Raw genomic sequence first — 25,873 nt, 5'->3', positions numbered from 1 at the left:
ATTACACAAAAACGGATATACACACCACCCCAAAAACCAACGCTAAAAAATCAGGACCCGAGAAGCTCAGCCTTGACCAACTTAGCCTGCTCATCCGCATGATACGAAGACCGCACCAACGGCCCCGAAGCCACGTTCTTGAAGCCCATCTTGTACCCTTCCTCAGCAAACCAGGCAAAGGTATCCGGATGCACAAAACGCTGCACCGGCAGGTGACTACGCGAAGGCTGCAGGTACTGGCCCAAGGTCAGCATATCGATGTCATGCTCACGCATGCGCTTCATGACCTCGATGACTTCCTCATCGGTCTCACCCAGGCCCAGCATCAAGCCAGACTTGGTCGGAATGTGCGGCATCATCTGCTTGAAGCGTTGCAGCAAGGTCAACGACCACTGGTAATCCGAACCCGGACGCGCGGCCTTGTACAGGCGCGGCACGGTTTCCAGGTTGTGGTTGAACACATCCGGTGGCTCGGCGGCGGTGATTTCCAGGGCGATGTCCATGCGGCCACGGTAATCGGGCACCAGGGTTTCCAGCTGGACGTTCGGCGACAGCTTGCGGATCTCGCGGATGCAGTCGGCAAAGTGCTGGGCACCGCCGTCACGCAGGTCGTCGCGGTCCACCGAGGTGATGACCACGTACTTGAGTTTCAGGTCGGCGATGGCGATGGCCAGGCTTTCCGGCTCGTTGGTGTCCAGCGGCTTCGGCCGGCCGTGGCCGACGTCACAGAACGGGCAACGACGGGTGCAGATGTCGCCCATGATCATGAACGTGGCGGTACCGCCGGAGAAGCACTCGCCCAGGTTCGGGCAGGAGGCTTCTTCGCAGACGCTGTGCAGCTTGTGCTTGCGCAGCAGGGCCTTGATCCGGTCGACTTCCGGGGACACCGGGATGCGTACACGGATCCAGTCGGGTTTCTTCGGCAATTCGGTGGTCGGGATGATCTTGACCGGGATGCGTGCAACCTTCTCGGCGCCGCGCAGCTTGACGCCGGCCTCTACCTTGGCACGCGGGGCCGGACGCTCGGTGACGTCCAGCGTCGGGATCATGGTTTGCACTGCATCAGTAGTCATATCAGTCGATTCCGCCCGTGAGGGTCGTCTGCTCAGCATAGTCGAGGTGTTTGACGAGCTGCGCGCGCAGCCGGGCACTTACCTCGGCAAATTCAATCGATCCTGCATGCTCGCTCAACTGGGTCATCGCCAGTCCCGCGTAGCCACAGGGATTAATCCGTCGAAATGGCGCAAGGTCCATGTCCACGTTCAGCGCCAGGCCATGAAACGAACAGCCGTGGCGGATTCGCAATCCCAAGGAGGCGATTTTCGCCCCGTCGACATAGACGCCCGGCGCATCCGGCTTGGCCGCCGCCGTCACACCGTAGCTGGCCAGCAGCTCGATCAGGCATGTCTCCATGCGGGTGACCAGCTCGCGCACGCCAAACCCCAGCTTGCGCACATCCAGCAACAGGTAGGCGACCAATTGGCCAGGGCCATGGTAGGTCACCTGCCCGCCCCGGTCGACCTTCACCACCGGGATATCCCCCGGCAGCAACAGGTGCTCGGCCTTGCCGGCCTGGCCCTGGGTGAACACCGGTGGGTGTTCCACCAGCCAGACTTCATCGTCGGCGGTGTTGCCGCGTTCGTTCGTGAAGCGTTGCATGGCATGCCAGACCGGCTCGTAAGCCATCGTGCCCAGCTCGCGAAAGCCCAGCGTGCCCGGCATCACAACACCATGTGCACGAAACCGGTCGCGCGCAGCTCGCTGTTGATGTCGTAGAGCTGTTCCTGGCCGGTGGCAATGATGTGCAACTGGATCGTCGTGTACTTGCCGTTGGTACTCTGGCGCTCGGCCAGGGTCTTGTGGTCAACGGTGGCATGTTTTTCAAGGATCGCGATGATCCTGTCCTTGAAACCGACACCGGTGTCGCCGATGACCTTGATCGGATAATCCGCGCAGGGGAATTCGATCTTTGGCGCTTTTACTTCAGAGTCTGTCATGGGGTAACGGCCTCGTAAGCCGTGGTAACGCACATGGCCCCGCTCCGGATGGGAACGGGGCCATGCAGGTCAACACTTCAATCAGTTGAACAAGCCGTAGAAGAATAGACGGATGCTATCCCAGATGCGGCGGAAGATACCACCTTCCTCGACCGCGTCCAGAGCGATCAGGTCAGCGCTGTGCACCACTTTTTCGTCCAGCTTGACTTCGACTTTACCGATCACGTCGCCCTTGGCGATGGGAGCGGTCAATTGCGGGTTCATGGTCATGCTGGCAGCGAGCTTCTTGAGCTGGCCTTTGGGCAAGGTCATGGTCAGGTCCTGGGCCAGGCCGGCCTTGACCTGATTGGTCGAGCCTTTCCAGACCTGGGCCTGGGCCAGTTCGGTGCCCTTCTGGTAGAAGGTCTGGGTTTCGAAGAAGCGGAAACCGTAGGTCAACAGCTTCTGGGTCTCGGCGGCACGGGCCACTTCGCTGCTGGTGCCGAAGACGACGGCGATCAGGCGCATGCCGTCACGCACAGCCGAAGACACCATGCAGTAGCCGGCTTCGTCGGTGTGGCCGGTCTTCAGGCCATCGACGGTCTTGTCGCGCCACAGCAGCAGGTTGCGGTTAGGCTGCTTGATGCCGTTCCAGAAGAATTCCTTCTGGGAGTAGATGGCGTAGTGCGCCGGGTCTTCATGAATGATTGCCCGGGCCAGGATCGCCATGTCGTGAGCCGACGAGTAGTGCTCCGGGTTCGGCAGGCCGGTGGGGTTCATGAAGTGGCTGTTGGTCATGCCCAGGTCGGCCACGGTTTTGTTCATCATGTCGGCGAACGCATCTTCGCTGCCGGCGATGTGCTCGGCCAGGGCGACGCTGGCGTCGTTGCCGGACTGAATGATGATGCCGTGCAACAGGTCGCTGACGGTCACTTGCGAACCGACCTTGATGAACATCCGCGAACCGCCGGTGCGCCAGGCGTTTTCGCTGACGGTCACTGGATCGTTTTCACCGATCTGGCCGCGACGGATTTCCAGGGTGGCGATGTAGGCGGTCATCAGCTTGGTCAGGCTGGCCGGTGGCAGGCGCTGGTCACCGTTGTTCTCTACCAGGACCTCGCCGCTGCTGGCATCCATGAGCACAAAGGATTTGGCGGCCAATTGAGGAGGCGCCGGCATCATCTCGACCGCGAACGCGGCGGGTGAGAGAAGCAGCGGGACTAGCAGGCAAAGGCGTTTGGCAAAGGTGGTGATGTTCATCCGTCTCTCGAAATCGCTAATGGAACTGCCCGAAGGCAAAACTAAACAGGCAGCCTCTTAACGGGCCACCGCGTATTTAAGTTGCTCACTCACTACCCTTGCCGGGCTTTTGTTATGCATGGAGCCAACAACCTGACCCGCTCCAACCGCAAGCGGGCCTCAATCAATTACTCGGCGGTGACCAGGCTCGGCGAACCGAGATTGGCCAGGCGCACACTGTTCTGCACTTGCTGGACTTCACCCGGAGAACCGATCGGCCCCAGGCGCACCCGATGCAGTGTCTGCTGGTTGCGCACGATCGAGCTGATGAACACCGGAGCGCTCACCATCGAGCTGAGCTTCGACCTCAGCAGCTCGGCAGCGTCCGGGTTGGCGAACGCGCCCACTTGCAGAAACTGGCCAGACGCTGTTGCAGAAGCGTTTTTTTTTGCATCGATCTGTACCGGCAGCACGGCCGCGGCGTGTTGCTGCGGCGGTGGTGTCCACTGCTCGACCGTGCCGGTGGACGCCGTCACGGTTGGCGCGGCATTTTGCGCCACTTTCGGCTCGTTGAGCATCAAAGGCGCCGGACGGCCGCGTTGGGCCCACCATTCTTGCGGGTCGATGCCTTCGACCTTGACCCGGGCGGTGCCGGTTTCAGCGTAACCGAGCTTTTTCGCCGCCGCATACGACAAGTCGATGATGCGATCGGAATAGAACGGCCCACGGTCATTGACCCGCAGGATCACGGTCTTGTTGTTGTCCAGGTTGGTCACCCGCACATAGCTGGGCAGCGGCAGGGTCTTGTGCGCCGCGCTCATGCCATACAGGTCATACACCTCGCCATTGGCGGTGTTCTGGCCGTGGAACTTGGTGCCGTACCAGGACGCCGTGCCCGAGGCCACATAGCGCTTGGACTCGGCCATCGGGAAATAGGTCTTGCCCAGCACCGTGTACGGGTTGGCCTTGTACGGGCCGGTGTGCAGGGTCGGCGTGGCGTCGGGAATGCGCGAGACGTCCACGTCCCACCACGGTGCGCCGTCCTTGTGGGCCCGGTTGATGTCCAGGCCCGGCGTCGCGCGCACAGCGGTGGAGCTTTTCTGGGCCGGCGCGCGGCTGGTCGAACAACTGACGACCAACAGCGACAGCGCGGCCAACGCCACGAGCTTGAGGGGCTTGGCTTTCAGGGGTAGATAGGTAGGCAATGCCCGCATTATTTGACGCCCCGTGCTTTGACCAGCTCTTCAGACAGTTGATATACGGCCATGGCGTACATCACGCTGCGGTTATAACGCGTAATCGCGTAGAAATTCTTCAGGCCCATCCAATATTCGGGGCCTTGTTCGCCTTCCAGGCGCATCGCGGTGACCGGCATGTCGTCACGCAGCGCATCATGACTCGACCAGCCCAACGCCCGCAACTCCCCGACGGTTTTCGTCGGCTCGATGCCCTCGGTCAGGCCTTCGTCCACTTGCTCGCCACGCACGTCGGCACGGCTGACCACCGGCTGGCCGGCTTCCCAGCCATGACGCTTGAAATAGCTGGCGACACTGCCGATGGCATCGGTCGGGTTGGTCCAGATATTGATGTGGCCATCGCCGTCGAAGTCCACCGCATAGGCGCGGAAACTGCTGGGCATGAATTGCGGCAGGCCCATGGCCCCAGCGTAGGAGCCCTTGAGGGTCAGCGGATCGACCTGCTCTTCGCGGGCCAGCAGCAGGAACTCGCGCAGCTCCTTGCGGAAGAACTCGGCACGCGGCGGGTAATCGAAGCCCAGGGTCGACAGCGCGTCGATCACCCGGAAATTCCCGGTATTGCGGCCAAAGAAGGTCTCGACGCCAATGATCGACACAATGAACTGGGCCGGCACGCCGTATTCCTGCTCGGCACGGGCCAGGGCCGCCTCATGCTGGCGCCAGAAGTCCACGCCCCGGGCGATACGCGCCTCGGTGATGAACATCGGCCGGTACTCGCGCCACTGCTTGACCCGCTCGGCGGGCCGGGAGATGGCGTCAAGGATCGACTGCTTGCGCTCGGCCTCGCGAAACACCCCCATCAACTGCTCACCGGCAAAACCGTAGTCGCGGGTCATCTCACCGACGAACTCGGCCACCTGTGGCGAGCCTTCGTATTCGCCAGCCAGGGCATGCGGCGCACCGCCCAGGAAGCCGACCAGACCGATCCACGGCGCATATCGCGTCGACCAGCCACGCATTGCTTGCATTGAACTCTTCACCTTATTCAAACCTGCGCGATCCACTTGCGATGCGTATGAATCGACATCAAAACCCCAAACGCTGACAGTAGTGTCACCAGCGAAGTTCCTCCGTAGCTAATGAATGGCAACGGCACCCCCACGACCGGCAACAGGCCACTGACCATACCGATGTTGACGAAAACATAAACAAAAAACGTCATGGTCAGGCTGCCCGCGAGCAATTTACCGAACAACGTCTGGGCCTGGGCGGTAATCACCAGCCCCCGGCCAATCAGCAGCAAATAGATCAGCAGCAGTACGCAAATGCCCACCAGGCCGAACTCCTCGCCCATCACGGCGATGATGAAGTCGGTGTGGCTTTCCGGCAAAAAGTCCAGGTGCGACTGGGTGCCCATCAGCCAGCCCTTGCCGAACACCCCGCCAGAACCGATGGCGGCCTTGGACTGGATGATGTTCCAGCCAGTGCCCAGAGGATCGCTCTCCGGGTCGAGGAAGGTCAGTACCCGCTGCTTCTGGTAGTCGTGCATCACGAAGTACCACATGGCCACCGATACCGGCACGGCGGCGGCGATCACGCTGAGGATCCAGCGCCAGCGCAGCCCGCCCATGAACAGCACGAAGGCACCGCCGGCCAGGATCAGCAGCGAGGTGCCAAGGTCGGGCTGGCGGACGATCAGGATGAACGGGATGCCGATCAGCAACAGGCTGATGCACACATGCTTGAGCTGCGGCGGCAGGGAACGCTTGGCCAGGTACCAGGCGATGGTCGCCGGCATGATGATCTTGAGGAACTCCGATGGCTGGAAGCGGATCACCCCGGGAATGTTGATCCAGCGGGTGGCGCCCATGGCGTTGTGGCCCATCACGTCCACCACCACCAGCAAGCAGACCCCCACCACATAGGCCAGTGGCACCCAGCGCGCCATGAATCGCGGCTCGAGCTGGGCGATGACGATCATCGACACCAGGCCGATGCCGAACGAGGTGGCCTGCTTGGCCAGCAGGTCCCAGTTCTTGCCGCTGGCCGAATACAGCACGAACAGGCTGCCCGCGGCCAGGGTCAGCAGCAGAATCAGCAACGGGCCATCGATGTGCATGCGCTGCAACAAGGTGGCACGGCGGCGCATCACGTCTTCGCTGGAGAGGATCCGGTCGAAATTATTCTTCACGGGCCGTAGCCTCCGCAGTGATGGGGCTTGCGTATTCAGGCTTGAGCTGGCCGTGCTCATCCAGCAACCAGGCATCCATGATCTGGCGCACCACCGGCGCGGCGACGCCGGAACCGGACTCACCGTTCTCGACCATCACCGCCACGACAATCTTCGGGTTTTCGGCCGGCGCGAAGCCAACGAACAAGGCGTGGTCGCGGTGGCGCTCCTGGACCTTGGAGCGGTCATACTTCTCGCCCTGCTTGATGGCGACGACCTGGGCCGTACCGCTCTTGCCGGCAATGCGGTACTGCGCGCCGATGGCCGCCTTGCGAGCGGTGCCTCGGGCGCCGTGCATCACCGCCTGCATACCGTTGTTGACCTTCTGCCAGTCCGACGGATTGCGCAGGATGATGTCCGGCATCGGGTCCGGGTCCACCGGCTTCTGACCCTCGATGGTCTTGGCCAGGTGCGGGCGATACCACTTGCCCTTGCTGGCCACCAGCGCCGTGGCCTGGGCCAGCTGCAAGGGCGTGGCCTGCATGTAGCCCTGGCCGATCCCCAGGATCAGGGTTTCGCCGGGGAACCACGCCTGGCGCCGGGTCGCGCGCTTCCATTCCCGGGATGGCATCAGGCCGGGCGATTCTTCGAACATGTCCAGGGAGACTTTCTGGCCGAGACCGAACTTGTTCATGTAGGACGACAACCGATCGATCCCCAGCTTGTGGGCCAGGTCGTAGAAGTAGGTGTCGTTGGAACGCATGATGGCCGTTTCCAGGTCCACATAACCGTCGCCGGTGCGGTTCCAGTTGCGGTACTTGTGGTCGTAGTTCGGCAGTTGGTAATAACCCGGGTCATAGACCCGGCTCCCAGCGGTCACCACGCCGGCGTCCAGCCCGGCAATCGCCACGGCTGGCTTGATGGTCGAACCTGGCGGATAGAGGCCGCGCAGCACGCGGTTGAACAGCGGCCGGTCGATGGAGTCGCGCAACTCGGCGTAGGCCTTGAAGCTGATGCCGGTGACGAACAGGTTCGGGTCGAAACTCGGCTGGCTGACCATCGCCAGCACCTCGCCGGTGTTCGGGTCCAGCGCCACCACTGCGCCGCGCCGCCCGCCCAGCGCCGCTTCGGCGGCCTCTTGCAGCTTGATGTCCAGGCTCAGGACGATGTCCTTGCCGGGGATCGGGTCGGTGCGCTTGAGCACCCGCAACACGCGGCCGCGGGCGTTGGTCTCGACTTCCTCGTAACCCACCTGGCCATGCAGCTCGGGCTCGTAGAAGCGCTCGATACCGGTCTTGCCGATATGGTGGGTGCCGCTGTAATTGACCGGATCGAGGGTCTTGAGCTCTTTCTCGTTGATCCGTCCCATGTAGCCAACCGAGTGGGCAAAGTGCGGCCCCTGGGGGTAATGCCGCACCAACTGCGCCACCACCTCGACGCCTGGCAGGCGGAACTGGTTCACGGCGATCAGGGCGATCTGCTCTTCGGTCAGCTCGAACAGGATCGGCACCGGCTCGAACGGACGTCGGCCCTGGCGCATGCGCTTCTCGAAGATCGCCCGGTCCTCGGGCGTCAGCTGCAGCACTTCGACAATCACGTCGAGCACTTGCTGCCAGTCGCCGGAGCGCTCGCGGGTCATGCTCAGGCTGAAGCTGGGCCGGTTATCCGCTACCACCACGCCATTGCGGTCGAAGATCAAGCCGCGGGTCGGCGGAATCGGCTGCACGTGCACCCGGTTGTTTTCCGACAGGGTCGAGTGGTACTCGTACTGGATCACCTGGAGGAAATACAAGCGCGCAATCAGCACGCCGATCAGCGCCACCACCGCAATAGCACCGAACACGACGCGGCCCCGCACCAGGCGGGCGTCTTTTTCGTGGTCCTTGATGCGGATCGGCTGGGGCATGGGGCAGGATTACTTGTGGTAAGGGTGCCCGGACAGGACTGTCCAGGCACGATACAGCTGTTCGCCGATCAGGATCCGCACCAGCGGGTGCGGCAACGTCAACGGCGACAACGACCAGCGCTGATCGGCCCGGGCACAGACTTCCGGCGCCAGCCCTTCCGGGCCACCGACCATGAAATTGACCGTGCGCGAGTCCAGCCGCCAGCGATCGAGCTCCACCGCCAGTTGCTCGGTACTCCAGGGCTTGCCGTGGACTTCGAGGGTGACAATGCGCTCGTTCGGCCCGACCTTGGCCAGCATGGCTTCGCCTTCCTGGCGGATGAAGCGCGCCACGTCGGCGTTCTTGCCACGGGTATTGAGCGGAATTTCCACCAGTTCCAGGGCCAGCTCGGACGGAAGACGCTTGGCATATTCATGCCAGCCTTCTTCCACCCACTTGGGCATGCGAGAACCGACGGCGATCAGGCGCAGTCGCACAGCGGTCCCTTATTGCTGGTCTTTGTTGAGCTTGGTGAAGTGCTCATGGGGGTTTTCCGGGCTGTGGTGCGCAGCGCTGGCCGAACGGCTCTGCTCGGCACCGGCCCACAGGCGCTCCAGGTCGTAGAACTGGCGCGCCGAGGCAGTCATCATGTGCACGATGACGTCGTCCATATCCAGCAGTACCCAGTCGCTGTCACCCTTGCCTTCTTCACCCAGCGGCTTGACGCCCTGGGCCTTGACCGCTTCGCGGACCTTGTCCAGCATCGCGCCGATCTGGCGGTTGGAGGTACCGGTGGCGATGATCATGTAGTCCGTGATGCTCTGCTTTTCACGAACGTCGATCACCTGGATGTCCTGGGCCTTGACGTCTTCCAGGGCCGCCACGGCCACCTTGACCAGTTCTTCACCGGCCAGTACGACGCCGGTGTGGGCCTCTACCGGCAGCGGGGCGCTTTTGAACGTGCCTTTGCGCTTTACTTTGTTTACGTCTTTGTCAGTCATATAAAACTCGTTTTGCTCGTATGTTCGGGCGCTTCGCTACACGCATTCACGTGCCTTGAAGCACACCTTTTTCAGTTCGACGCACGGTAAAGCCCGTGCGCATCGATGTAGGCCAGGACCGCGTCGGGCACCAGGAAACGTACCGACTTACCGCTGGCCAGCAGTTGACGGATCTGGGTGGCGGATACCGCGAGCGGCGTCTGCCAGACGAATGCAATCTGTCCGCTCGGCCCTTTCAGGGCCAGCGGGTCGCTCACCGAGCGGGCCGCCAGCAGGTTGCGCAAGGCATCCGGCGGCTCGCTGTCGGCATCCGGGCGTTGCAACACCAGGATGTGGCAATGCTGGAGCAACTCTTCCCAGCGATGCCAAGTGGGCAGGCCGCAAAATGCGTCCCAGCCCAGAAGCAGAAAAACCTGGGCATCAGCGGCCAGTTCGGCGCGCATCAGCTCCAGGGTATCAATGGTGTAGGACGGTTTGTCCCGCTGCAATTCGCGGGCGTCCACCACCAGCGGCGCCACACCGGCCACCGCGCACTCGACCATCGCCAGGCGGTCCTGCGCCGACACCTGCGGCGTATCCCGGTGAGGTGGCCGGGCGCTGGGCGTCAGGCGTAGCTCATCGAGGGCCAAGGCGTCGGCGACTTCCAGCGCACCGCGCAAATGGCCGATGTGCACCGGGTCGAACGTGCCGCCCAGGATGCCAATGCGCCGGGGCGGGGTTGTCGTCGTCACAGCAGCTGGCGGGTCGAGATCGCCCAAGTCAGACCGGCTCCTGTCCGCGCAACTGGCCGTCACCGACCACGATGTACTTCTCGCAGGTCAGGCCTTCGAGGCCCACCGGGCCGCGGGCGTGCAGCTTATCAGTAGAAATGCCGATCTCGGCACCCAATCCGTATTCAAAGCCATCGGCGAAGCAGGTCGGGGTGTTGATCATCACCGACGCCGAATCCACTTCGGCCACGAAGCGCCGGGTTTCACCCAGGTTTTCACTGACAATGGAGTCGGTGTGGTGCGAGCCGTGGCGGTTGATGTGCTCGATGGCCTCCTCCAGCCCGTCGACCACACGGATCGACAGGATCGGCGCCAGGTATTCGGTGTCCCAGTCTTCTTGCGTGGCCGCAACGGCCTCGATGATCGCCCGGGTGCGCTCGCAACCACGCAGCTCGACGCCTTTTTCGCGGAACTGGGCAGCCATCGACGGCAGGAAGTCCTTGGACACGGCCTGGTCCACCAGCAGGGTTTCCATCGCGCCGCAGATACCGTAGCGGTAGGTCTTGGCGTTGAAGGCGATGCGCTGGGCCTTCGGCAATTCGGCGTGGGCGCTGACGTAGACGTGGCAGATGCCGTCCAGGTGCTTGATCACCGGCACGCGGGCGTCACGACTGACCCGTTCGATCAGGCCCTTGCCGCCACGCGGCACGATGACATCGACGAACTCGGGCATGGTGATCAGCGCGCCGACTGCGGCGCGGTCAGTGGTTTCCACCACTTGCACCACGGCCGCCGGCAGATCGGCCTCGGCCAGGCCGCGCTGGATGCAGGCGGCAATGGCGCGGTTGGAATGGATGGCCTCGGAGCCACCCCGCAGGATGGTCGCGTTACCCGACTTCAGGCACAGGCTCGCGGCGTCGATGGTCACGTTCGGCCGCGACTCGTAGATGATCCCGACCACGCCCAGGGGCACGCGCATCTTGCCGACCTGGATGCCCGACGGGCGGTAGCTCATGTCGCGGATCGCCCCGACCGGGTCCGGCAGGGCCGCGACCTGGCGCAAGCCGACGATCATGCCGTCGATGCGTGCAGGGGTCAGCGCCAGGCGCTCGAGCATGGCCGGTTCCAGACCATTGGCCCGGCCGGCGGCCAGGTCCAGTTCGTTGGCAGCGGACAACTCGGCGCGTGCAGCGTCCAGCGCATTGGCGGCGGCCTGCAGGGCGCGGTTTTTCTGCGCGGTGCTGGCCCGGCCGATGATGCGCGACGCTGCACGAGCGGCGCGACCCAGGCGGGTCATGTAGTCAAGAACGGACTCAGTCATGGTCTGTGTGGTCTTGGCGATGAGGAAAGCGGCAGATTATAGCTGTCGTAACCCTCGACTAACAGCATGGACTCACAGTGGTGACCGGCGGAGGAGCAAAACAGGTGTAAACAGCCGGTTGAAGCGACTGTTCAGCGGTGATTAAGCTTTCCATTGCTATCATCGCGCTTCCTTTGGCCTCATTTCGTTTAACGCCATGACCGATCTGCCATCGCCCAACGCCCTGCCCCACGCCTTTTTCGATCGCGACGCCCAGGTGCTTGCCAAGGACCTGCTGGGCAAAGTCATCCGCCACAAGGTGGGTGAGTTGTGGCTCAGCGCGCGGATCATCGAGACCGAGGCGTATTACTTCGCCGAAAAGGGTAGCCACGCCTCGCTGGGCTACACAGAAAAACGTAAGGCTTTGTTTCTGGATGGCGGGCACATCTATATGTACTACGCCCGGGGCGGCGATTCGTTGAACTTCAGCGCCCAAGGCCCCGGCAATGCGGTGCTGATCAAATCGGCGTACCCGTGGGTCGATGCCCTTTGCGGGCCGGCGAGCCTGGCGCAGATGCTGCTCAACAACCCCGACGCCCAAGGCCGGCCGCGCACACCGCAAAAACTCTGTGCCGGCCAGACCTTGCTGTGCAAAGCCCTGGGGCTGAAAGTGCCGGACTGGGACGCCAAACGCTTCGACCCCGAGCGCTTGCTGGTGGAAGATGTCGGGGTGCCGACGGTCAATGCGATCCAGACCACCCGCCTGGGCATTCCCCAGGGCCGGGACGAGCACCTGCCCTACCGTTTCGTCGACGCCGCCTACGCCCCGTGGTGTACCCGAAACCCTTTGCGGCGCGGGCAGGTCGAAGGGCGTGATTATTTTTTGTTGCCCTGATGAAATACCGCATCCCGCTGTGGGAGCAGGCTTGTGGGAGCAAGGCTTGCCCGCGATGCAGGCGACACGGATCAACAGTAAGGTCGCGTCATCGTTTGTCGCGAGCAAGCTTTGCTCCCACAAGTTCTCCCCACAGTAAAAAATGCATGCCCATCACTATTCAATGGAGTTGTATTTATGGGCCCATGGCTCGATAGCATCACTGGCTGGTTGACCGTCAACCCGCAATGGCTGGCGGTGGCGGTGTTCATCGTTGCCTGCGTGGAGTGCCTGGCCATTGCCGGCCTGATCGTGCCGGGTACGGTGCTGTTGTTTGCGATTGCCGTGCTGGCCGGCAGCGGCGCGTTGTCCTTGGGCGAGACGTTGCTGCTGGGCCTGCTTGGCGGGCTGCTCGGGGACCTGGTGTCGTATTTCCTGGGCCGGCATTTCCACCAGAACATCCGGCGCCTGCCGGGGCTGCGGCACCACCCGGAATGGATGAGCGCTGCGGAAAGTTATTTCCAGCGCTACGGCATCGCCAGCCTGCTGGTGGGCCGTTTTATCGGCCCGCTACGGCCGATGTTGCCGATGGTGGCCGGGATGTGCGACATGCCGTTCCCGCGCTTCGCCGCCGTCAGCGTGTTGGCTGCGGCGGGCTGGACGGTGGCGTACCTGTTGCCGGGCTGGGCCACCGGGGCGGCGTTTCGCCTGCCACTGCCCGAAGGTTTCTGGCCACAGGCCGGCGTGGTCATCGGCAGCATCGCGGTGATGATCGGGCTAAGCGTCAACAGCAGCATGCGCCGCCATCGCCATGCCACGGCACTGATCGCAGGCCTGGGCCTGGTGATCCTGATCGGCCTGTTCATCGGCTTTCGTTACCTGACGGCGTTCGACCAGGGCTTGATGGCCCTGGTCCAGGAGCACCGCAGCGCGACGCTGGATGAAATCGCCGTGACCTTCACGCTGATCGGCGAATTCCGCTACATGTTGATTGTCTGCAGCCTGGTGACCGGGTTACTGCTGTTGGCACGGCAATGGCGCCAGGCAATTTTTGCCGGGGGCACGATGCTGATCACCGCCCTGGCCAATACCGGCTTCAAACACTTCTTTGCCCGTGTGCGCCCGGAAATCCTCAGCGACCCGCTGACCAGCTACAGCATGCCCAGCGGCCACTCCTCCGGGGCATTCGCGCTGTTCCTGACCCTCGCCGTCCTGGCCGGCCGCGGCCAACCGCCACGCCTGCGCCTGACCTGGCTGTTGCTGGGCTGCTTGCCGGCGCTGGCCATCGCCCTGTCGCGGGTCTACCTGGGCGCGCATTGGCCGAGCGACATCGTCGCCGGGGCGATGCTCGCCGCCAGCGTCTGTGCCGCCGCCCTGTGGTTGAGCCAGCGCCAGACCCCGCTGCCGGCCATGCCGCCAAAAGTCTGGTGGCTGGTCCTGCCGGCGCTGGTGGCGGTGTTCAGTTTCTTCGCCCTGCGGCACTTGCCGCATGCGATGTTGCGGTATGCCTATTGAACACACTATCTGTGGGCACTGGAGATCCACTGTGGGAGCGGGCTTGCTCGCGAAAGCGGAGTGTCATCCAACACATGTGTTAACTGATCCACCGCCTTCGCGAGCAAGCCCGCTCCCACAGGGGTCGGTGTTGTTCGGTGGATATGAGTGGTGTCAGGCGAAGAGCTCGCCCTGCAACTCATCGAGCAACGCCTGGATCGCATCCAGGCGCTGTTGCGGGTCGTCGAGTTGCAGCAGGTCGATCTTGTCCAGCTCATTGAACGGCAGCAGGTAGGCCAGTTGATTGGCCAGCGATTGCTGGCCGGTCGCTTCGGTACCCATGTTCAGGGCCTCGACCATCGGGTGCTCGGCCAGGGCCTTGAGCAGCGCCACCAGGTCGGCGTCTTCCTCTTGCAGCGGTTGCTCCGGCTCTTCTTCCAGCCACTCGACCTCAGCGACCGTCAGTTGATCCGCCTGGACGCTGCTGCCATGGACGATAAAGCGCCGCCCGCCCTGCACGCGAATGCCCAGCAGGCCATTGTCCTGCTGGGAGAAATCGGTGATGCGCGCCTCACAACCGACCCGCGCGTAACCTTCAGGCGCGATGCCGACTTCCTCGCCATCGAGGATGCACACCACGCCGAAGCCTTCGCCCTTTTTCATGCAGCGCCCGATCATGTCGAGGTAGCGCGCCTCGAAAATCTGCAAATCGAGGATGCAACCGGGGAACAGCACAGTGTTCAACGGGAAAAGCGGCAAGCTCATAACCAATTCCTTAAACCGTCATCGACACCACCAACGGCAGCAACACCGCGGTAGCCACGCCCATCAGACTCATCGCCAGCGCCGCAAAGGCGCCGGTTTCCTCGCTTTCCTGCAACGCCACCGACGTGCCCACGGCATGGGCCGCCAGCCCCAGGGCCATGCCCCGGGCTTCAGGGCTATGGACACCCAACCGGGTCAAAATGCTCGGGCCGAGAATGGCCCCAAGCACACCGGTGATCAACACGAACACCGCCGCCATGGCCGCCACGCCGCCGATCTGCTCGGCCACCAGCATGGCGATCGGCGAAGTCACGGACTTGGGCGCCATGGTCATCAGAATCATGTGCTCGGCACCGAAGGCCCAGCCCAACACCACCGCAGAGCCCGTGGCAAACACCCCAGCTATCACCAGCGTAGTAAAAATCGGCCAGAACAACTGCCGGATCCGTCGCAGGTTCAAATACAGCGGCACCGCCAGGGCGACCGTGGCCGGGCCCAGCAGGATGCTGAGGATCTCGGTGCTCTTGCGGTATTCGGCATAGTCGATGCCGCAACCGACCAGCACGACGATCAACAGCACCATCGACATCAGCACCGGTTGCAGGAACACCCAGCGGGTCTTTTCGAACGCCGCCAGTACCAGTTGATAGGCGCCCAGGGTAATGCCGATGCCGAACAGCGGATGGTGAATCACCGAGGTCCAGGCGCCCTGCCAGTCGAGCATCATTGGCTGTCCTCCGGGGCGGCGATGTGACGGCGGGCCAGGCGCTGCATCAGCACTCCCGTCAACGCCACGGACAGCACCAGGGACAAGGTCAATGCGCCGACGATGGCCCAGAAATCGGCGGCAATGGCCCCGGCGTAGACCATCACCCCCACGGCGGGCGGCACCAGCAGCAATGGCAGGTAACGCAGCAGGCTGCCGGCCGCCAGGTTCAACGGCTCGCTGACTTCGCCGCGCACCACCAGATAGCCGAGCAGCAACAGCAGGCCAATGATCGGCCCCGGCAGCACCGGCAAGAACAAATGATTGATCGCAGTGCCCAGCAATTGAAACAGCACCAGCCAGGTCAGGCCCCGTAGCAACATCCGCTCTCTCCCCTGCAACAGACTCAATGAACGCGCCAATTCGGTTCACGGCGTGATTGTGTGGCGAGGGAGCTTGCTCCCGCTTGAGTGCGAAGCGCTCATAAAATGGGGCCGCTGCGCAGCCCAGCGGGAGCAAGCTCCCTCGCCACGAAATCAAACGCACACGTCAAGTGAACGGAATTGCAAAGAATGCGCCGGCATTATAAGCATGCCCGCGCTATGGGTCGGCATTCGTAAAAAGCATGTTCGGTGACCTTACTTGCGCGCCATGTTGATCTACAGTGGTTCTCCGGGGATGCCGATCCCCGTTCCAGAAAAAGTACAACAGATGAACCCAAGGAGAGTCTCAATGCCCTACGTCCCCGTTGCAGCGCTCAAAGATTATGTCGGCAAGGAACTTGGACGTTCCGAATGGCTCACCATCGATCAGGAGCGCATCAACCTGTTCGCCGAAGCCACTGGCGACTTTCAGTTCATCCACGTCGATCCGGTCAAGGCCGCACAGACCCCGTTTGGCAGCACCATCGCCCACGGTTTCCTGTCGCTGTCGCTGATGCCCAAGCTGATGGAAGACATCCTGATCCTGCCCGAGGGTGTGAAAATGGTCGTCAACTACGGGCTGGACAGCGTGCGCTTCATCCAACCGGTGAAGGTCGATTCCAAGGTCCGGCTCAAGGTCGACCTGGTGGAAGTCACCGAGAAAAAACCCGGCCAATGGCTGCTCAAGGCCACCGCCACGCTGGAGATCGAAGGTTCGGAAAAACCGGCCTACATCGCCGAGCCGCTGTCGCTCTGCTTCGTGTAAACCTGTGCGGTCGCGAAACCGCTCAGGCAGTTTCGCATCGCTTCTCTGTATCCAAGGGGCATAGCTGCGGCATACTCGTGGCCTGATGACCTGGATCCCGTTATGCGCTTATTCGTCCCACTGACCCTGACCCTGCTGCTCACCGCCTGTGGCAACGGCGAATCGCCGCTGCCTCCCGACGCGCGCCTGCCCGATGGCGGCCGCTATCGCGGCGACCTGGTGGACGGGCTGCTGCAAGGCCAGGGGCGCATCGATTACCCCAATGGCAGCTGGTACGCCGGGCAGTTCGACAAAGGCCAGTGGCACGGCAAAGGGGAATGGCATGGCAGCAATGGCGAAGTCTATCGCGGCCAGTTCCAGCAGGGCCTGTTCCACGGCCAGGGCAGCCTGACCACACCGAGCAGCAGCTACACCGGCGGCTTCAAGCTGGGGCGGCGGGACGGTGAAGGGACGCTCAAGGAAAACGGCATGACCTACCGGGGCGAGTTCAAGGCCGACCGCTATTCCGGTCTCGGACGCCTGGAACTCGACGACGGCAGCCAATACCAGGGCCCATTCGTCAACGGCAAGCCCAACGGTGAAGGCCAGCGCTTCGATGCCAGCGGCAACCAGTTCACCGGCCATTTTGTCGACGGGCAACTGCAAGGCAAGGGCACCTTCAACAGTGCCGAGGGCGATGTCTACATCGGCGGCTTCAAGAACAACCAGCTCAACGGTCGCGGTCGCTACGAAAATGCCGACGGCGATGTCTGGATCGGCCAGTTCAAGGATGGCGCACTGACCGGCAAGGGCGAACTGATCGGTGCCGACGGCAGCCACTATCTCGGTCAATTCAATGATTGGCGCTTTACCGGCGAAGGCCGCCTGAACCTGCCCGACGGCAGCTTTTACGTCGGCCAGTTCGAAAGCGACAGTTACCACGGGCGCGGCACCCTGGCGCTGACCGACGGCACCGTGCAAAGCGGCACCTGGGCCAACGGCCAGCGGGTGCGCGACGCTGGTGGCAGGCTGCTGCCGGATGTCCTCGAACTCGGCCTGCTGGCCCAGGGCCGCCTGCTGGAGGACGCCCTGGCCAACATCCCGGCCTCGACCCCGGCGGTGGAGCTGTACAGCCTGACCCTGGGCGGCGACGGCAAGCAAAGCGTGTTCCTGCGCGAATCCGACTATGTCGCCAACATGCTCACCAGCCGTTTCGGCGCATTCGGCCAGATCCGCCTGGTGAACCACCGCGATCACCTCGGCGACCGGCCCATGGCCAGCCGCGAAAGCCTGCGCCGCGCCGCCGCCACCCTGGCCGAACGCAGCGGCCCGGAAGACCTGATTTTCATCTACCTGACCAGCCACGGCACCAGCGAGCATGAACTGGTGCTCGACCAGCCGCGCATGGAACTGGCTGACCTGCCCGCCGACGAACTGGCCGTGGTCCTCGCACCGCTGAAGAACCGCGACAAGATCGTGGTGATCTCGGCCTGTTATTCCGGCGGCTTCATCCCGGCACTCAAGGACGAACGCACCTTGATCATGACCGCTTCCCGGGCCGACCGAGTGTCCTTCGGCTGCTCCGAGGAAGCCAATTTCACCTATTTCGGCGATGCGCTGTTCGCCCAGGCATTGAACCAGACCGACGACCTGGAGCAGGCCTTCAAACGGGCCAAGGCCACCGTGGCCGAACGCGAACAGGCCGACAACTTCGAAGCCTCCGAACCCCAGATGTGGGCGCCGAGGACGGTCCTTTCCCACTGGCAACTGCTGCGCAAACAGCAGGCACGTAAAGCATTGCAAAGTGCTGCATTGAACGACGAGGCGACAAAGAGCAACTAAGCTGAACCGTATCAAGGGGGAAACACTATGTACTTGACGCCTCAGCATGTTTTGCTCGCCGGTGCGACCGGGCTGACCGGGGAACACCTACTGGACCGGCTGCTCAACGAGCCGACCATCACTCGCGTCTTGGCGCCTTCACGCCGGCCACTGGCTGAGCATCCACACTTGGAAAACCCGGTTGGGGAGCCGGCCCAGGTGCTGCCACAACTCAGCGGCCAAGTGGACATCGCCTTCTGCTGTCTCGGCACAACCATCAAGAAAGCCGGCTCCGAAGCAGCCTTTCGCGCGGTGGACCTGGACCTGGTGGTGACGTTTGCCAAGCGCGCCCGGGAACTGGGCGCACGGCACCTGGTGGTGATCAGCGCGCTGGGGGCCGACGCCAAGTCATCGATCTTCTACAACCGGGTCAAAGGTGAAATGGAAGCGGCACTCAAGACCCAGGGCTGGCCGCAACTGACCATTTGCCGGCCTTCCCTGCTGCTGGGCGACCGCGTCGAACCGCGCCTGGCCGAGCAACTGGCCGGGCCCTTGTCCAAGCTGATCCCGGGCAAGTACCACGGCATCGAAGCCTGCCAACTGGCCCGGGCCATGTGGCGCCTGGCGCTGGAAGAGCAGGATGGGGTGCGGGTGGTGGAGTCGGATGAGTTGCGCAAGCTCGGCAAATGATTGCGGCGTCTGAGCGGGCGCCATCGCGAGCCCCCCCAATCCAAGACCAGGCCCCCATTGTGGCGAGGGAGCTTGCTCCCGCTCGACTGCGCAGCAGTCGCCTTGGGTTTCAGAGGAAAAACTTGGGGCCGCTTCGCAGCCCAGCGGGAGCAAGCTCCCTCGCCACAGGTTCCGGGCAGACCAAGGCACCGTGATGTTCGTTACAGCCCGCCCGTAGCCTGAAACCCCACACCTATCGCCGTAAACAACGACAACGGCAACAACAAGGTATCGAGCAGCGTACTGCCCGGCAGATCGAGCCCCGGGTAACGCGGTGCCTCGGCACCAAAGCGGTCCTTGGCGCAGCAACCACCGTTGAGGGCGTACAGATCCAGGCGTGTCCCGGCGTACACCACCGGCGCGCCAGGCTTGGCGGCGTCGAGGGTGCGGGCGGTGGCGCAGCCGGTCAGCTGCAGCGCCAGCAGCACAATCAGCAGCTTATTCATCGCTGCTCAAATGATGTTCGCCCCAGCGCGGCAACATGTCCTGGGGGATGTTCAGCAGATTGAGGATCCGCGCGACCACGAAATCGATCAGGTCATCAATGGTCTGCGGCTGGTGATAGAAACCCGGCGAGGCCGGCAGGATGGTCACGCCCATGTTCGACAGCTTGAGCATGTGCTCCAGGTGAATGCTCGAATACGGCGCTTCCCGCGGCACCAGGATCAACTGGCGGCGTTCCTTGAGCGTCACGTCCGCCGCCCGTTCGATCAGGTTGTTGCAGGCCCCGGTGGCAATCGCCGACAGCGTCCCGGTGGAACACGGCACCACCACCATGGCGGCCGGCGCGCCGGAGCCCGAGGCCACTGGCGACATCCAGTCTTCCTTGCCATACACGCGAATCTGCCCCGCCGCCGCACCGGTGTATTCGGTGAGGAAGGCTTGCATCATCTGGGTCTTGGACGGCAGGGTCACGTCGGTCTCGGTGGCCATCACCAGTTGCGCGGCCTTGGAGATGAGGAAGTGTACCTCGCGGTCTTCACGCACCAGGCAATCGAGCAGGCGCAAACCGTACTGGGCGCCGGACGCACCGGTCATCGCCAGCGTGATGCGTTCGGGGCCATTGCTCATTTCAGGGCCTCGGCCAGTTTGCCGTGCAGGCCGCCGAAGCCGCCGTTGCTCATGATCACCACGTGAGTACCGGGCTGAGCCTGGCTCTTCACGCGCTCGATGATGCCTTCCAGGGAATCGCTGACAATCGACGGCACCGTGCACAGCGCCGCAGTGGCGCCGAGGTCCCAGCCGAGGTTGGCCGGGGCGTACCAGATCACCTGGTCGGCATCGACCACGCTTTCCGGCAGGCCATCGCGGTGCGCGCCGAGCTTCATGGAGTTGGACCGCGGCTCGATGATCGCAATCAGCGGCGCATCGCCGATGCGCTTGCGCAAACCGTCGAGGGTGGTGGCGATGGCGGTCGGGTGATGGGCGAAGTCGTCATAGATGGTGATACCGCGCACTTCGGCGACCTTCTCCATCCGCCGCTTCACGCTCTTGAACGCGCTCAACGCGGCAATGCCCATGGACGGCACCACGCCGACATGCCGGGCCGCCGCCAAGGTCGCCAGGGCATTGGCGACGTTGTGCTGGCCGGTCATGTCCCACTCGACCACGCCTTGGGACACACCTTCAAACATGACTTCGAACTGCGAACCGTCATCCTTGAGCAACTTCACCTGCCACTGCCCACCGGCGCCGGTGGTTTGCACCGGGGTCCAGCAACCCATCTCGATCACGCGCTGCAAGGCCGGCTCGGTGGTCGGGTGAATCACCAGGCCTTCACTCGGGATAGTGCGCACCAAATGGTGGAACTGCCGCTCGATGGCCGGCAGATCGGGGAAGATGTCCGCATGATCGAACTCAAGGTTGTTGAGGATCGCGGTGCGGGGACGGTAGTGGACGAATTTCGAGCGCTTGTCGAAAAACGCGCTGTCGTATTCATCGGCCTCGATCACGAAGAACGGCGTGCCACCCAGCCGCGCCGACACCGAGAAATTCTGCGGCACGCCACCGATCAGGAAACCCGGGCTCATGCCGGCGTGTTCCAACACCCAGGCGAGCATGCTGCTGGTGGTGGTCTTGCCGTGGGTACCGGCCACGGCCAGGACCCAACGGCCCTGCAGCACGTGATCGGCAAGCCACTGCGGCCCGGACACATACGGCAGGCCTTTGTTGAGCACGTACTCGACCGCCGGGTTGCCCCGGGACATGGCATTGCCGATGACCACCAGGTCCGGCGCCGGGTCCAGTTGCGCCGGGTCATAGCCTTGGGTCAGTTCGATGCCCTGGGCTTCCAGCTGAGTGCTCATCGGCGGGTAGACGTTGGCGTCGGAACCGGTCACGTGATGGCCCAGTTCCTTGGCCAGGACCGCCATCGAACCCATGAAAGTGCCGCAAATACCGAGAATATGGATGTGCATAGTCGACCTCGTAAAACATGGCCGCAGGTTAGCCTAGGGAGGGGGAAATCGCACCTTGTGTTTGAACCTCGGCGCACAGGCGGCCTTCTGTGGGAGCAAGGCTTGCCCGCGATAGCGGTGGATCAGCTTGCAGCGATATTGAATGTGCCGACGTCATCGCGAGCAAGCTCGCTCCCACAGTTGACCGCACAACCCCGGCTCGCTACTGGCTGCTTTTGTGGCGAGGGAGCTTGCTCCCGCTCGACTGCGCAGCAGTCGCCTTCGGTTTCAGGGTGGAAAGAAAGCTTGGGGCTGCTGCGCAGCCCAGCGGGAGCAAGCTCCCTCGCCACAACAGCAGTCAGCAGTCAGCAGTCAGCAGTCAGCAGTCAGCAGATTAATTATCAGTGGTTCAGCGGGCAATCGCGTGCTTACGCAGCTTGCGGTAGAGGGTATTGCGGCTGATCCCCAGTTGTTCCGCCGTGTGGGTCATGTGCCAGCGCTGGCGCTCCAGTGCATCGAGCAACGCCAGGCGCTCGGCATCCGCCAGCGGCCGCTCCGCCACCGTTTCAACCAGCGCCATCGACGGACGCTGGCGGATCATGGCCGGCAAGTCCTCCAACCCGATCCGCCCGCCATCGCACAGCGCGGCAAGGGTCCGCAGCACGTTGCGCAGTTGCCGCACGTTGCCCGGCCAGTCGAACCCCAGCAACGCCTGGCGCGCCGGTTCGTCGATGGACACCGTCTCGGCACCGCTCTCTTCAGCCAGCAAAAAATCCAGCAACTGCGACTTATCACTGCGTTCGCGCAACGCCGGCAGCGGGATTTCCAGGCCATTGAGGCGGTAGTACAAGTCCTCACGAAAACTGCCGTCCTGCACCCGATCCAGCAACTGCCGGTGGGTGGCGCTGATGATCCGCACGTTCACCGCCTCGGGCTCGCCGCCGATGGGCACCACTTGGCGGTCTTCCAGCACCCGCAGCAAACGGGTCTGCAAGGCCAGGGGCATGTCGCCGATTTCATCGAGGAACAGCGTGCCGCCGTCGGCCTGTTGCAGCTTGCCACGCATGCCTTCCTTGCGCGCGCCGGTGAAGCTGCCGCCGCGATAGCCGAACAGCTCGCTCTCGATCAGGCTTTCCGGGATGGCCGCGCAGTTGAGGGCGACAAAATGCTTGCCGGCGCGCTGGCTGGCGTGGTGCACGGCCTTGGCGAACGCCTCCTTGCCGGAGCCGGTTTCGCCCTGAATCAGCAGCGGTACATCGCGCTCGAACACCCGCAGCGCCTTGCGAAAATGTTCCTGCAACGCCGCATCCCCCAGGCAGATGCCCGGCAGGCGCGCGGGCTCGATGGCCTTGATCAGCGGAGCAACCGGCACCGGCACGCTGCGCGGCTGCCCCCGCAACACGGCGAACAAATGCCGACCGTCACGGGTGCGCAGCGGCCAGCTCGCACTGGCATTTACACTCGCGCGGCCGAGTAATTCGTCCAACGAACAGTCGAAAAAGTCCTCCACCCGCTGACCGAGCAAGCTGCCGCGAATATGCCCCAAGAGGTTCAGCGCGCTCTGGTTGACGGCGCTGATCCGCCCTTCGCCGTTGAACGCCATCAAGCCTTCGCTGAACAGTCCCACGGACTCGGCCTGCAAGTGAAAGCGCAGCAACCATTGATTGTCGAAGCAACGGAGGAAATAGCAGCTCTCGATCATCTTCGCCGAGAGATTGACCAGGGCCATGGTGTGGAACTGGCTCTGGCGCGACACGTCCGGCCGGGCCGAAGACACGTCGAGCACCGCCAGCAGTTCGCCCTGGGGATCGAACACCGGGCTGGCCGAGCAGGTCAGGCCGGTATGGCGGCCACGAAAATGTTCTTCCTGGTGGATGGTCAGGGCCTGGCGCTCCACCAGGCAGGTGCCGATGCCGTTGGTGCCTTCGCAGGCTTCGCTCCAGTCGGCACCGAGCCAGAGGCCGGCCCGTTCGAAAATCTTCCGTTCGCTGGGGGCCGTGACGCAGTTGAGGATCACGCCTCGGGCGTCGGTCAGCAACACCGCGTGGCCGGCGCCGGAGAGTTGCTGGTGCAGGCTGGTCATTTCATTGCCGGCGATGTGCAGCACCTGCTGCAAGCGCTCGCGGCTTTCCAGCACCCGGCCATGTTCGAGCACCGTCGGCGCCAGGTTCTGGGCCGGGTCGAGGTGATAGTCCTCGAGGCAGCGCAGCCAGGAACGGGCAATCGACGGATCGCTGCCAGGGCCCTGCAAATGGGCCTTGCCCTGGGTGACCGTCAGGACTTGCTGGGCATGGCGACTCAAATGGTTGCTGTGCATGTTCTTATTATTCTCCCCTGAAGGACCTTTTGGACCTGCCGACACATTACCCCGTGGCGAGGGAGCTTGCTCCCGCTGGGCTGCGCAGCAGCCCCAAAACCTGAGTTTGCGGTGTATCAGGCTGACCGAGCTGGCTGCCTTGGGACCGCTTCGCGCTCCAGCGGGAGCAAGCTCCCTCGCCACAAAAGCGGTCCGTCCATGGCCTCGCCGTCGAGGTCCAGCATCCTCCAGCCCAACCACCTTTGCAATGCTGGCGCGACCTGTCAGTCACAGACTGTCTCGCATCTGGCACAAACTGTCACACCCGCTGTATCGCAATCGTCACGCAGGGCATCCGTTTGTCCGACCAACTCCTCCTAAAGTCTTGATTTACGGGCCCCGCAAGGCAATGGCCCAACCTTTGCTCTAGGCTTAATTACCAGCGCTCAATTTTGCGCGGCCCTCCCGTATAAGCACAAAAGCCAAGGAGAACTCATCATGCGTTACGCTCACCCCGGTACTGAAGGCGCTATCGTTTCGTTCAAGAGCAAATACGGTAACTACATCGGCGGCGAGTTCGTCGCGCCTGTCAAAGGTCAGTACTTCACCAACACTTCCCCGGTCAATGGCCAGCCCATTGCCGAATTCCCGCGCTCCACGGCCGAAGACATCGAAAAAGCCCTGGACGCCGCCCACGCTGCCGCTGATGCCTGGGGTGCCACGTCGGCCCAGGCGCGTTCGCTGGTCCTGTTGAAAATCGCCGACCGCATCGAAGCCAACCTCGAAGTCCTGGCGATCACCGAATCCTGGGACAACGGCAAAGCCGTGCGCGAAACCCTCAACGCCGACATCCCCCTGGCCGCCGACCACTTCCGCTACTTCGCCGGTTGCCTGCGGGCCCAGGAAGGCAGCGCCGCCGAGATCGACGGCAACACCGTGGCCTACCACATCCATGAACCGCTGGGCGTGGTCGGGCAGATCATCCCGTGGAACTTCCCGCTGCTGATGGCCGCCTGGAAACTCGCCCCGGCCCTGGCCGCCGGTAACTGCGTGGTGCTCAAGCCGGCCGAGCAAACCCCACTGGGCATCTGCGTGCTCATGGAGCTGATCGGCGACCTGCTGCCGCCTGGCGTACTGAACGTGGTGCAAGGTTTCGGCAAAGAAGCCGGCGAAGCCCTCGCCACCAGCAAGCGCATCGCCAAAATCGCCTTCACCGGTTCCACCCCGGTCGGCTCGCACATCATGAAATGTGCTGCCGAGAACATCATCCCGTCTACCGTGGAACTGGGCGGCAAATCGCCGAACATCTTCTTCGAAGACATCATGCAAGCCGAGCCGAGCTTCATCGAGAAAGCCGCCGAAGGCCTGGTGCTGGCGTTCTTCAACCAGGGCGAAGTCTGCACCTGCCCATCCCGCGCCCTGGTGCAGGAGTCGATCTACGACGAATTCATGCAAGTGGTGATGAAGAAAGTCCTGCAGATCAAACGCGGCGACCCGCTGGACACCGAGACCATGGTCGGCGCCCAGGCGTCCGAGCAGCAATTCGACAAGATTCTTTCGTACCTGGAAATCGCCAAGGGCGAAGGCGCCGAGCTGCTGACCGGCGGCAAGGTGGAAAAACTCGAAGGCAACCTGGCGACCGGGTATTACATCCAGCCGACCCTGCTCAAGGGCACCAACAAAATGCGCGTGTTCCAGGAAGAAATCTTCGGCCCAGTGGTGAGCATCACCACCTTCAAGGACGAAGCCGAAGCCCTGGCGATCGCCAACGACACCGAGTTCGGCCTCGGCGCCGGCCTCTGGACCCGCGACATCAACCGCGCCTACCGCATGGGCCGGGCGATCAAGGCCGGTCGTGTCTGGACCAACTGCTACCACCTGTACCCGGCGCACGCCGCGTTCGGTGGCTACAAGAAGTCCGGCGTGGGTCGTGAGACGCACAAGATGATGCTCGATCACTACCAGCAGACCAAGAACCTGCTGGTGAGCTACGACATCAATCCGTTGGGGTTCTTCTAAGCCCTTGGGCCAGGCAGGTCATCTTGCCTGGCCCTTTAGATAGCTATCGTCGGATCGCCGCCCGGAGCAGGCTCGCCCCCACAGGGATCTGTGGATAACTCGTTTCCAGGGTTGAAACAGATCCACTG

25 protein-coding genes are annotated in these 25,873 nt (G+C 63.0%); 6 read left to right on the top strand and 19 right to left on the bottom strand.

Features of this window, described 5'->3' with window-relative positions; genetic code table 11:
• Window positions 1-50: 50 nt before the first annotated feature.
• From lipA to Q7F16_RS26825, 12 genes are all read right to left on the bottom strand, one after another.
• The gene (gene lipA / locus Q7F16_RS26880) at window positions 51-1,073 is read right to left on the bottom strand and encodes a lipoyl synthase (protein ID WP_014340371.1); all 1,023 of its coding nucleotides are present in this window, start codon (window positions 1,071-1,073) and stop codon (window positions 51-53) included.
• Between the two features lies 1 nt (window position 1,074).
• The gene (gene lipB / locus Q7F16_RS26875) at window positions 1,075-1,722 is read right to left on the bottom strand and encodes a lipoyl(octanoyl) transferase LipB (RefSeq protein ID WP_095963499.1); all 648 of its coding nucleotides are present in this window, start codon (window positions 1,720-1,722) and stop codon (window positions 1,075-1,077) included.
• The gene (locus tag Q7F16_RS26870) at window positions 1,722-1,997 is read right to left on the bottom strand and encodes a DUF493 domain-containing protein (protein WP_003185772.1); all 276 of its coding nucleotides are present in this window, start codon (window positions 1,995-1,997) and stop codon (window positions 1,722-1,724) included. Before Q7F16_RS26870 ends, lipB begins: the two co-directional genes overlap by 1 nt.
• Before the next feature lie 81 nt (window positions 1,998-2,078).
• Window positions 2,079-3,236, bottom strand: coding sequence for a D-alanyl-D-alanine carboxypeptidase family protein (locus Q7F16_RS26865; protein WP_014340374.1), 1,158 nt, complete (start codon window positions 3,234-3,236; stop codon window positions 2,079-2,081).
• Window positions 3,237-3,403: 167 nt separating this feature from the next.
• On the bottom strand, window positions 3,404-4,429 hold the full coding sequence (locus Q7F16_RS26860) for a septal ring lytic transglycosylase RlpA family protein (RefSeq protein ID WP_024619121.1): 1,026 nt from the start codon (window positions 4,427-4,429) through the stop codon (window positions 3,404-3,406).
• Window positions 4,429-5,439 (bottom strand): lytic murein transglycosylase B, encoded by a 1,011-nt coding sequence (gene mltB / locus Q7F16_RS26855; RefSeq protein WP_014340376.1) that lies wholly within the window; start codon window positions 5,437-5,439, stop codon window positions 4,429-4,431. The genes Q7F16_RS26860 and mltB overlap by 1 nt, the downstream gene beginning before the upstream one ends.
• 17 nt (window positions 5,440-5,456) lie before the next feature.
• Window positions 5,457-6,560: a rod shape-determining protein RodA gene (gene rodA / locus Q7F16_RS26850; RefSeq protein ID WP_044059329.1), complete on the bottom strand. Its 1,104-nt coding sequence runs from the start codon at window positions 6,558-6,560 to the stop codon at window positions 5,457-5,459.
• A gap of 31 nt (window positions 6,561-6,591) precedes the next feature.
• Complete coding sequence (gene mrdA / locus Q7F16_RS26845) at window positions 6,592-8,487, bottom strand: penicillin-binding protein 2 (protein ID WP_079302733.1); 1,896 nt, start codon at window positions 8,485-8,487, stop codon at window positions 6,592-6,594.
• Window positions 8,488-8,496: 9 nt separating this feature from the next.
• Entirely contained in the window at window positions 8,497-8,964 is a 468-nt protein-coding gene (gene rlmH, locus Q7F16_RS26840; protein ID WP_003185785.1) for a 23S rRNA (pseudouridine(1915)-N(3))-methyltransferase RlmH, read from the bottom strand.
• 9 nt (window positions 8,965-8,973) lie between these two features.
• Window positions 8,974-9,468, bottom strand: coding sequence for a ribosome silencing factor (gene rsfS, locus Q7F16_RS26835; RefSeq protein WP_003205895.1), 495 nt, complete (start codon window positions 9,466-9,468; stop codon window positions 8,974-8,976).
• A 71-nt stretch (window positions 9,469-9,539) separates the two neighbouring features.
• On the bottom strand, window positions 9,540-10,226 hold the full coding sequence (gene nadD / locus Q7F16_RS26830; protein WP_014340380.1) for a nicotinate-nucleotide adenylyltransferase: 687 nt from the start codon (window positions 10,224-10,226) through the stop codon (window positions 9,540-9,542).
• A 1-nt stretch (window position 10,227) separates the two neighbouring features.
• Window positions 10,228-11,499: a glutamate-5-semialdehyde dehydrogenase gene (locus Q7F16_RS26825; protein ID WP_046065506.1), complete on the bottom strand. Its 1,272-nt coding sequence runs from the start codon at window positions 11,497-11,499 to the stop codon at window positions 10,228-10,230.
• Between the two features lie 196 nt (window positions 11,500-11,695).
• Between Q7F16_RS26825 and Q7F16_RS26820 the strand changes: the two genes are divergently transcribed.
• Window positions 11,696-12,373 carry a DNA-3-methyladenine glycosylase gene (locus tag Q7F16_RS26820; RefSeq protein ID WP_053189917.1) on the top strand — a complete coding sequence of 226 codons (678 nt, stop codon included), beginning with the start codon at window positions 11,696-11,698 and terminating at the stop codon, window positions 12,371-12,373.
• 177 nt (window positions 12,374-12,550) lie between these two features.
• Complete coding sequence (locus Q7F16_RS26815) at window positions 12,551-13,867, top strand: bifunctional DedA family/phosphatase PAP2 family protein (protein WP_409557339.1); 1,317 nt, start codon at window positions 12,551-12,553, stop codon at window positions 13,865-13,867.
• Window positions 13,868-14,020: 153 nt separating this feature from the next.
• On the opposite strand, the gene Q7F16_RS26810 is transcribed toward Q7F16_RS26815, so the two are convergent.
• The 3 genes from Q7F16_RS26810 to Q7F16_RS26800 are packed head-to-tail and all read right to left on the bottom strand — an operon-like array spanning window position 14,021 to window position 15,700.
• Window positions 14,021-14,611: an LON peptidase substrate-binding domain-containing protein gene (locus tag Q7F16_RS26810; protein WP_014340384.1), complete on the bottom strand. Its 591-nt coding sequence runs from the start codon at window positions 14,609-14,611 to the stop codon at window positions 14,021-14,023.
• 10 nt (window positions 14,612-14,621) lie between these two features.
• Entirely contained in the window at window positions 14,622-15,338 is a 717-nt protein-coding gene (locus Q7F16_RS26805) for an LrgB family protein (RefSeq protein ID WP_003205906.1), read from the bottom strand.
• The gene (locus Q7F16_RS26800; protein WP_046065509.1) at window positions 15,335-15,700 is read right to left on the bottom strand and encodes a CidA/LrgA family protein; all 366 of its coding nucleotides are present in this window, start codon (window positions 15,698-15,700) and stop codon (window positions 15,335-15,337) included. Before Q7F16_RS26800 ends, Q7F16_RS26805 begins: the two co-directional genes overlap by 4 nt.
• Window positions 15,701-16,049: 349 nt before the next feature.
• Here Q7F16_RS26800 and Q7F16_RS26795 point away from each other — a divergent pair, with 349 nt between their 5' ends.
• The 3 genes from Q7F16_RS26795 to Q7F16_RS26785 all read left to right on the top strand — a co-directional run bounded on the left by Q7F16_RS26795 (window position 16,050) and on the right by Q7F16_RS26785 (window position 18,995).
• Window positions 16,050-16,505 (top strand): MaoC family dehydratase, encoded by a 456-nt coding sequence (locus Q7F16_RS26795; RefSeq protein ID WP_003205908.1) that lies wholly within the window; start codon window positions 16,050-16,052, stop codon window positions 16,503-16,505.
• 102 nt (window positions 16,506-16,607) lie between these two features.
• A complete protein-coding gene (locus Q7F16_RS26790; protein WP_095963504.1) occupies window positions 16,608-18,326 on the top strand; it encodes a C13 family peptidase in 1,719 nt (572 codons plus the stop codon).
• A gap of 27 nt (window positions 18,327-18,353) precedes the next feature.
• Window positions 18,354-18,995 carry an oxidoreductase gene (locus tag Q7F16_RS26785; RefSeq protein WP_014340389.1) on the top strand — a complete coding sequence of 214 codons (642 nt, stop codon included), beginning with the start codon at window positions 18,354-18,356 and terminating at the stop codon, window positions 18,993-18,995.
• A gap of 200 nt (window positions 18,996-19,195) precedes the next feature.
• Here the strand turns inward: Q7F16_RS26785 and Q7F16_RS26780 are convergent, their stop codons facing one another.
• From Q7F16_RS26780 to Q7F16_RS26765, 4 genes are all read right to left on the bottom strand, one after another.
• Window positions 19,196-19,480 carry a YceK/YidQ family lipoprotein gene (locus tag Q7F16_RS26780; protein WP_409557340.1) on the bottom strand — a complete coding sequence of 95 codons (285 nt, stop codon included), beginning with the start codon at window positions 19,478-19,480 and terminating at the stop codon, window positions 19,196-19,198.
• Window positions 19,473-20,105, bottom strand: coding sequence for a flavin prenyltransferase UbiX (ubiX, locus tag Q7F16_RS26775; protein WP_053189919.1), 633 nt, complete (start codon window positions 20,103-20,105; stop codon window positions 19,473-19,475). Before ubiX ends, Q7F16_RS26780 begins: the two co-directional genes overlap by 8 nt.
• Complete coding sequence (gene mpl, locus Q7F16_RS26770) at window positions 20,102-21,451, bottom strand: UDP-N-acetylmuramate:L-alanyl-gamma-D-glutamyl-meso-diaminopimelate ligase (protein WP_003205915.1); 1,350 nt, start codon at window positions 21,449-21,451, stop codon at window positions 20,102-20,104. Before mpl ends, ubiX begins: the two co-directional genes overlap by 4 nt.
• Before the next feature lie 388 nt (window positions 21,452-21,839).
• Window positions 21,840-23,747, bottom strand: a complete 1,908-nt coding sequence (locus Q7F16_RS26765; protein WP_409557341.1) for a sigma-54-dependent Fis family transcriptional regulator — start codon at window positions 23,745-23,747, stop codon at window positions 21,840-21,842.
• 477 nt (window positions 23,748-24,224) lie between these two features.
• Between Q7F16_RS26765 and exaC the strand changes: the two genes are divergently transcribed.
• Entirely contained in the window at window positions 24,225-25,745 is a 1,521-nt protein-coding gene (gene exaC / locus Q7F16_RS26760; protein WP_014340393.1) for an acetaldehyde dehydrogenase ExaC, read from the top strand.
• Window positions 25,746-25,873 lie beyond the last annotated feature (128 nt).

The sequence above is a fragment of the Pseudomonas sp. Lb2C2 genome (assembly GCF_052112205.1).
GTDB classification, from domain to species: Bacteria; Pseudomonadota; Gammaproteobacteria; order Pseudomonadales; family Pseudomonadaceae; genus Aquipseudomonas; species Aquipseudomonas kilonensis.
The sequence above is the reverse complement of the archived record's forward strand: the minus strand, read 5'-3'. Positions and strand labels throughout refer to the sequence as shown.

Excerpts from the sequence above, each read along its gene's own strand:
- lipA (WP_014340371.1), bottom strand. The coding sequence starts at position 1,073 with ATGACTACTGATGCAGTGCAAACCATGATCCCGACGCTGGACGTCACC.
- lipB (WP_095963499.1), bottom strand. The coding sequence starts at position 1,722 with ATGCCGGGCACGCTGGGCTTTCGCGAGCTGGGCACGATGGCTTACGAG.
- Q7F16_RS26870 (WP_003185772.1), bottom strand. The coding sequence starts at position 1,997 with ATGACAGACTCTGAAGTAAAAGCGCCAAAGATCGAATTCCCCTGCGCG.
- Q7F16_RS26865 (WP_014340374.1), bottom strand. The coding sequence starts at position 3,236 with ATGAACATCACCACCTTTGCCAAACGCCTTTGCCTGCTAGTCCCGCTG.
- Q7F16_RS26860 (WP_024619121.1), bottom strand. The coding sequence starts at position 4,429 with ATGCGGGCATTGCCTACCTATCTACCCCTGAAAGCCAAGCCCCTCAAG.
- mltB (WP_014340376.1), bottom strand. The coding sequence starts at position 5,439 with ATGCAAGCAATGCGTGGCTGGTCGACGCGATATGCGCCGTGGATCGGT.
- rodA (WP_044059329.1), bottom strand. The coding sequence starts at position 6,560 with ATGCGCCGCCGTGCCACCTTGTTGCAGCGCATGCACATCGATGGCCCG.
- mrdA (WP_079302733.1), bottom strand. The coding sequence starts at position 8,487 with ATGCCCCAGCCGATCCGCATCAAGGACCACGAAAAAGACGCCCGCCTG.
- rsfS (WP_003205895.1), bottom strand. The coding sequence starts at position 9,468 with ATGACTGACAAAGACGTAAACAAAGTAAAGCGCAAAGGCACGTTCAAA.
- Q7F16_RS26825 (WP_046065506.1), bottom strand. The coding sequence starts at position 11,499 with ATGACTGAGTCCGTTCTTGACTACATGACCCGCCTGGGTCGCGCCGCT.
- Q7F16_RS26820 (WP_053189917.1), top strand. The coding sequence starts at position 11,696 with ATGACCGATCTGCCATCGCCCAACGCCCTGCCCCACGCCTTTTTCGAT.
- Q7F16_RS26815 (WP_409557339.1), top strand. The coding sequence starts at position 12,551 with ATGGGCCCATGGCTCGATAGCATCACTGGCTGGTTGACCGTCAACCCG.
- Q7F16_RS26810 (WP_014340384.1), bottom strand. The coding sequence starts at position 14,611 with ATGAGCTTGCCGCTTTTCCCGTTGAACACTGTGCTGTTCCCCGGTTGC.
- Q7F16_RS26805 (WP_003205906.1), bottom strand. The coding sequence starts at position 15,338 with ATGATGCTCGACTGGCAGGGCGCCTGGACCTCGGTGATTCACCATCCG.
- Q7F16_RS26800 (WP_046065509.1), bottom strand. The coding sequence starts at position 15,700 with ATGTTGCTACGGGGCCTGACCTGGCTGGTGCTGTTTCAATTGCTGGGC.
- Q7F16_RS26795 (WP_003205908.1), top strand. The coding sequence starts at position 16,050 with ATGCCCTACGTCCCCGTTGCAGCGCTCAAAGATTATGTCGGCAAGGAA.
- Q7F16_RS26790 (WP_095963504.1), top strand. The coding sequence starts at position 16,608 with ATGCGCTTATTCGTCCCACTGACCCTGACCCTGCTGCTCACCGCCTGT.
- Q7F16_RS26785 (WP_014340389.1), top strand. The coding sequence starts at position 18,354 with ATGTACTTGACGCCTCAGCATGTTTTGCTCGCCGGTGCGACCGGGCTG.
- Q7F16_RS26780 (WP_409557340.1), bottom strand. The coding sequence starts at position 19,480 with ATGAATAAGCTGCTGATTGTGCTGCTGGCGCTGCAGCTGACCGGCTGC.
- ubiX (WP_053189919.1), bottom strand. The coding sequence starts at position 20,105 with ATGAGCAATGGCCCCGAACGCATCACGCTGGCGATGACCGGTGCGTCC.
- mpl (WP_003205915.1), bottom strand. The coding sequence starts at position 21,451 with ATGCACATCCATATTCTCGGTATTTGCGGCACTTTCATGGGTTCGATG.
- Q7F16_RS26765 (WP_409557341.1), bottom strand. The coding sequence starts at position 23,747 with ATGCACAGCAACCATTTGAGTCGCCATGCCCAGCAAGTCCTGACGGTC.
- exaC (WP_014340393.1), top strand. The coding sequence starts at position 24,225 with ATGCGTTACGCTCACCCCGGTACTGAAGGCGCTATCGTTTCGTTCAAG.